The following is a 4,090-nucleotide window of genomic DNA, read 5'->3' on the forward strand; positions in this document are numbered from 1 at the left end:
AAAATCATATTTTAACATATTGAAATTCCGTACGATGAGAATAGACACACCGAAAGACACTCCAACTCACTTGCTGGAAAACCCAGCACAGTATATTACTAGAATGGGTGAATTTTTGAGAAAGACTTCACTTGATGAGTTACCGCAAATTTGGAATATCTTTGTTGGGCATATGAGTATTATTGGACCTAGGCCTGCGTTATGGAATCAATATGATTTGATTGCTGAACGGGATAAGTATGGCGCAAATGATGTTCCACCTGGGATGACTGGTTGGGCTCAAATTAATGGAAGAGATGAGCTTCCAATTACAGTAAAGGCAAAGCTGGATGGTGAGTACGTTAAGAGAATTAATTTTAGAATGGATGTTAAATGTTTTTTTGGAACTGTCGTCAGTATAGTTAAGAGTGAAGGAGTTGTTGAAGGCGGAACTGGAAGTACAGGGGAAAAAGAGATTGCAAGTACTAAGGAGAATTGAAACATGAAGAAAGCATACTTATCCATTGACATAGAAGAATGGTATCATCTCGATTATTTGAAAACATATCAAGTTAATAAAGATGAAGTTGAGACAATACCACAGATTTTTAATTTTCTAGATATGTTAGACAAGCTAAATATCAAAGCTACATTTTTCACACTTGCTGAATTAGCCTATAAACATGCGGATATTTTAAGAGAAATAAAAGATAGAGGTCATGTAATAGGTTGTCATGGCTTAGATCATGAACTTTTATATAATAAAACAAATGCTGAATTTAAAGAGCAAATAGTTGAAGGAAAAAAAATGCTAGACTCCGTTTTAGGTGAAGAGGTTGTCAAGGGTTATCGGGCCTCCTGCTTTTCCATGGATAGAAAAAAACTCGATATTTTAGAAGAATGTGGCTATAGCTATGATTCTAGTTATATTAGTTTTGCGAAACATCCACTTTATGGAAGCCTTGATTTGAGCGGTTATCAAAAAATTGAAGATTTAACATACCAAAAAGATAATTTTCTAGAATTTGAAATACCGACATACCAAATAGGGAAGTATAATTTACCTATATCTGGCGGTGGATATCTTAGGTTACTCCCTTATCCCTTAATTAGTTTTCTGATTAGGAAATACTTTAAGGACCATAATAACTTTATATTGTATTTACACCCTTTTGAGTTAACCGATATAAATTTACCGTTTCCAAAGGAAATGCCAGTAAAAGATAAATTTAGAGCGTCAGTTGGTAGGAAGGGTAATCTTAGAAAATTAGAAAAGGTACTGTTAATGTTATTAAATGAAGGTGTTGAGTTTCGTACCTTTGAGCAGGAATTAAAAGTGAGGGATGGCAATGGGGCAAGTTTTAGTTACGGGATGTAATGGTTTTATCGGATCTAGAGTCACAAATGCCCTGTTAAATAAAGGCTATAAAGTCCTGGGTTTATCTACTGGAGAAAAACCAAAAATATTACATGAGCATTTTAAATATATAAGAACGGATCTTACTGATTGTATTGCTGTGGAGAATATATTCTCCAATTATGATATATCTACAGTTATACACTTGGCAGCAATTGCCCATCTTAAAGGACGAAAAAAAATTGAGTGGAATGAATTCTACAGAGTAAATACACTAGCAAGTAAAACAATATTCCAATGCGCTATAAGGAAGGGCGCCAGTATATTTTTTGCCAGCTCTGTAGATGTATATGGAAATATAGACGATTCTATTATAAAAGAAGACTGCCTTCCAAATCCAATTTCAGCCTATGCTAAATCCAAGTATTTTGCTGAAAAAACTTTGGAAGATTTGGGGGAGAAGTATTCCCATAACTATGTAATTGGTAGATTTGCCCCTGTTTATGATAGGGAGTTTATGAAAGATGCCTATAAAAGAATTTATCTAAAGAGCCCAGACATAGCATTCACCCTTGGTGGTAGGTATAGTTATCACTTTGTATCTGTTAATAATGTGGTTGAATTTGTAGTTGAGTGGCTTAATTCCAAAAAAAATATATCTGGTATATTTAATGTTTGTGATAAGGAACCCATTAATCCAAAGGAATTTATTTCTTTAGAAAAGAAGTTGGGTAATTCCAAAAGAGTTATTCACCTACCTGATTTAGCAATGACTTTTATTAAAAATAGCATAGAGATATCAATTAAATTATTTAAGAACCAAAAGCTTAATAAATTTCGTACTAATCTATATAAGTTAATTAGACCTGCTAGATATTCAACCAATAGAATGGAACAAGTAATGACACCAAGGTGGAATTTAAAGAATACAGTATATAGGGAAATACAATAAATAACTCTCCCACTTGTCATATTTAATTTAATAATAAGGTGGATTAAAATGCCAAAGGTATTAGTTACAGATTGCAACTCTAGAAAAGCTTTATGTGCTGTGAGAAGCCTTGGGAAAAAAGGGTACCAAGTAATAGCAGCTTGCGACAATAAAATAAACATGTCTAGGTTTAGTAAATACTGTTCTAAATTTCATTACTTACCAAACCCTGTTTTCGAAGAAGAAAATTATCTTGCTACACTAACTAAATTGATTAGAGAACATTCTATTGATGTCTTAGTACCAATGGAAGATGAAACAGTTGAATTAATAATAAATAATAGAGATAAAATTGGCAGTATTAAAACTTTATTGCCAGGTTATGAAACATTTATGCTTGCTAGGGATAAAGGTAAAACTATTAAATATGCAATAGATTTGGGGGTGTCGTGTCCTTACACGTATTTCCCTAATAATATTGCTGATTTAGAGAAATTAAAAGATGAAATCAATTATCCAGTTATTATAAAGCCTCGAATGAGTTCAGGTTCTCGTGGACTCTCTTATGTTGAAAATAAAAAGGAATTGATAACAAAGTATAAGGAAATTCATAGCATTTATCCTTTACCTATTATTCAGCAATATGTATCTGGTAACTACAAAAAAATACAAATTTTATTAATGACAGACGAGGACCATAAGGTAAAGGCTTCATGTACATATCAAGGGATTAGGGAATTTCCGGTAGATGGTGGACCTGTAACATTATGGAAAACTGTTGAACTTCCGGAAATTGAAAATCAAACAATAGAGTTTATGGAAAAAATTAATTGGGTAGGATTTGCGGAAGTTGAATACATAGTGGACTACAACACAGGTAAACATTTCTTAATGGAAATTAACCCTCGTTTTTCTGCAAATATAGCACTAGCAGTCAATGTTGGTATTGATTTCCCGTTTATTTTTTCTGAGTTATCACTGAGTAAAGAAGTAGGAACCAAAATAAACAATAAATTTAATGAATACTGTCAATGGTTATTACCGGGGGACCTACTTAATTTTGCTTTTAATAAGAAGAGATTTAACCAAGAAATAGGTTATTTCTTTAATAAGCCTAAGAATATTAGTTATGCAATATTATCAAAGGAAGATCCCCTGCCAACAGTTGCTACTGTGTTGTCAACGTTTATTAACTTAGTTGGAAACCTCAAAAATCTTCAAGCAAAACTAAAAGCTAGTAAGTAACTTATGTTTGGATCTTATGTTAAATCAATAGGGATATTTATAAAGGAGAGAGTTATGAAAAAGGTATTTGAAAAAAATGGACTGATATATTATGAATATAACCCTAGTATTACAAAGCCTTTTTACAAAGATTTAGAACCACTAACATTAAAAAGAAGAGTAAGACTTCTTCTTGCCTATTTAACTGGCTATAAAGTATTTTATATAGCTGATAAAAATAACTTGATTGGTTACTGTCTAGTACAGAATGGAAAAGATAAAAGATATAAATTTTCTACAAAAAAGGATATTATAGTGGGGCCTTATTTTGTTCATGAAGATTATAGGGGTAGAAAGCTGTCGATAGTATTGTTGGATTATATATTAAATACATCAGGTATTGAATTCAAGTTTGCATATGATTACATTCATAAAGATAATATCCCGAGTATTAAAGCGTCTGAAGCTGTAGGGTTTCAATATTTAAGTGATGCCCACATAACTAAACTGTTAAGATCGATAAAATTATGTGATAAAGGAAAGGGAGACTATATAATTTTGAAATTCTCTAAATCATGATATTTTTAATATTTAATGCA

5 protein-coding genes are annotated in these 4,090 nt (G+C 31.9%); all 5 read left to right on the forward strand.

The annotated features are described in order from the left end of the window. On the forward strand, positions 1 to 478 hold a 478-nt coding region (locus tag ACGTNI_RS19835; protein WP_394464227.1), incomplete at its 5' end, for a sugar transferase. A 3-nt stretch (positions 479 to 481) separates the two neighbouring features. Beyond that, positions 482 to 1,357 carry a polysaccharide deacetylase family protein gene (locus tag ACGTNI_RS19840; RefSeq protein ID WP_394464228.1) on the forward strand — a complete coding sequence of 292 codons (876 nt, stop codon included), beginning with the start codon at positions 482 to 484 and terminating at the stop codon, positions 1,355 to 1,357. Further along, the gene (locus ACGTNI_RS19845; protein ID WP_394464229.1) at positions 1,329 to 2,288 is read left to right on the forward strand and encodes an NAD-dependent epimerase/dehydratase family protein; all 960 of its coding nucleotides are present in this window, start codon (positions 1,329 to 1,331) and stop codon (positions 2,286 to 2,288) included. Before ACGTNI_RS19840 ends, ACGTNI_RS19845 begins: the two co-directional genes overlap by 29 nt. 48 nt (positions 2,289 to 2,336) lie before the next feature. Continuing rightward, on the forward strand, positions 2,337 to 3,512 hold the full coding sequence (locus tag ACGTNI_RS19850; protein ID WP_394464230.1) for a carboxylate--amine ligase: 1,176 nt from the start codon (positions 2,337 to 2,339) through the stop codon (positions 3,510 to 3,512). A 54-nt stretch (positions 3,513 to 3,566) separates the two neighbouring features. After that, on the forward strand, positions 3,567 to 4,070 hold the full coding sequence (locus ACGTNI_RS19855) for a GNAT family N-acetyltransferase (RefSeq protein WP_394464231.1): 504 nt from the start codon (positions 3,567 to 3,569) through the stop codon (positions 4,068 to 4,070). The last annotated feature ends 20 nt before the right edge of the window (positions 4,071 to 4,090 follow it).

The organism is Thalassobacillus sp. B23F22_16 (assembly GCF_043496955.1).
In the GTDB taxonomy this organism is placed as follows: Bacteria; Bacillota; Bacilli; order Bacillales; family Halobacillaceae; genus Thalassobacillus; species Thalassobacillus devorans_A.

Bases quoted from the DNA above. Each gene is read 5' to 3' on its own strand.
- ACGTNI_RS19840 (WP_394464228.1), top strand. From the start codon at position 482: ATGAAGAAAGCATACTTATCCATTGACATAGAAGAATGGTATCATCTC.
- ACGTNI_RS19845 (WP_394464229.1), top strand. From the start codon at position 1,329: ATGGGGCAAGTTTTAGTTACGGGATGTAATGGTTTTATCGGATCTAGA.
- ACGTNI_RS19850 (WP_394464230.1), top strand. From the start codon at position 2,337: ATGCCAAAGGTATTAGTTACAGATTGCAACTCTAGAAAAGCTTTATGT.
- ACGTNI_RS19855 (WP_394464231.1), top strand. From the start codon at position 3,567: ATGAAAAAGGTATTTGAAAAAAATGGACTGATATATTATGAATATAAC.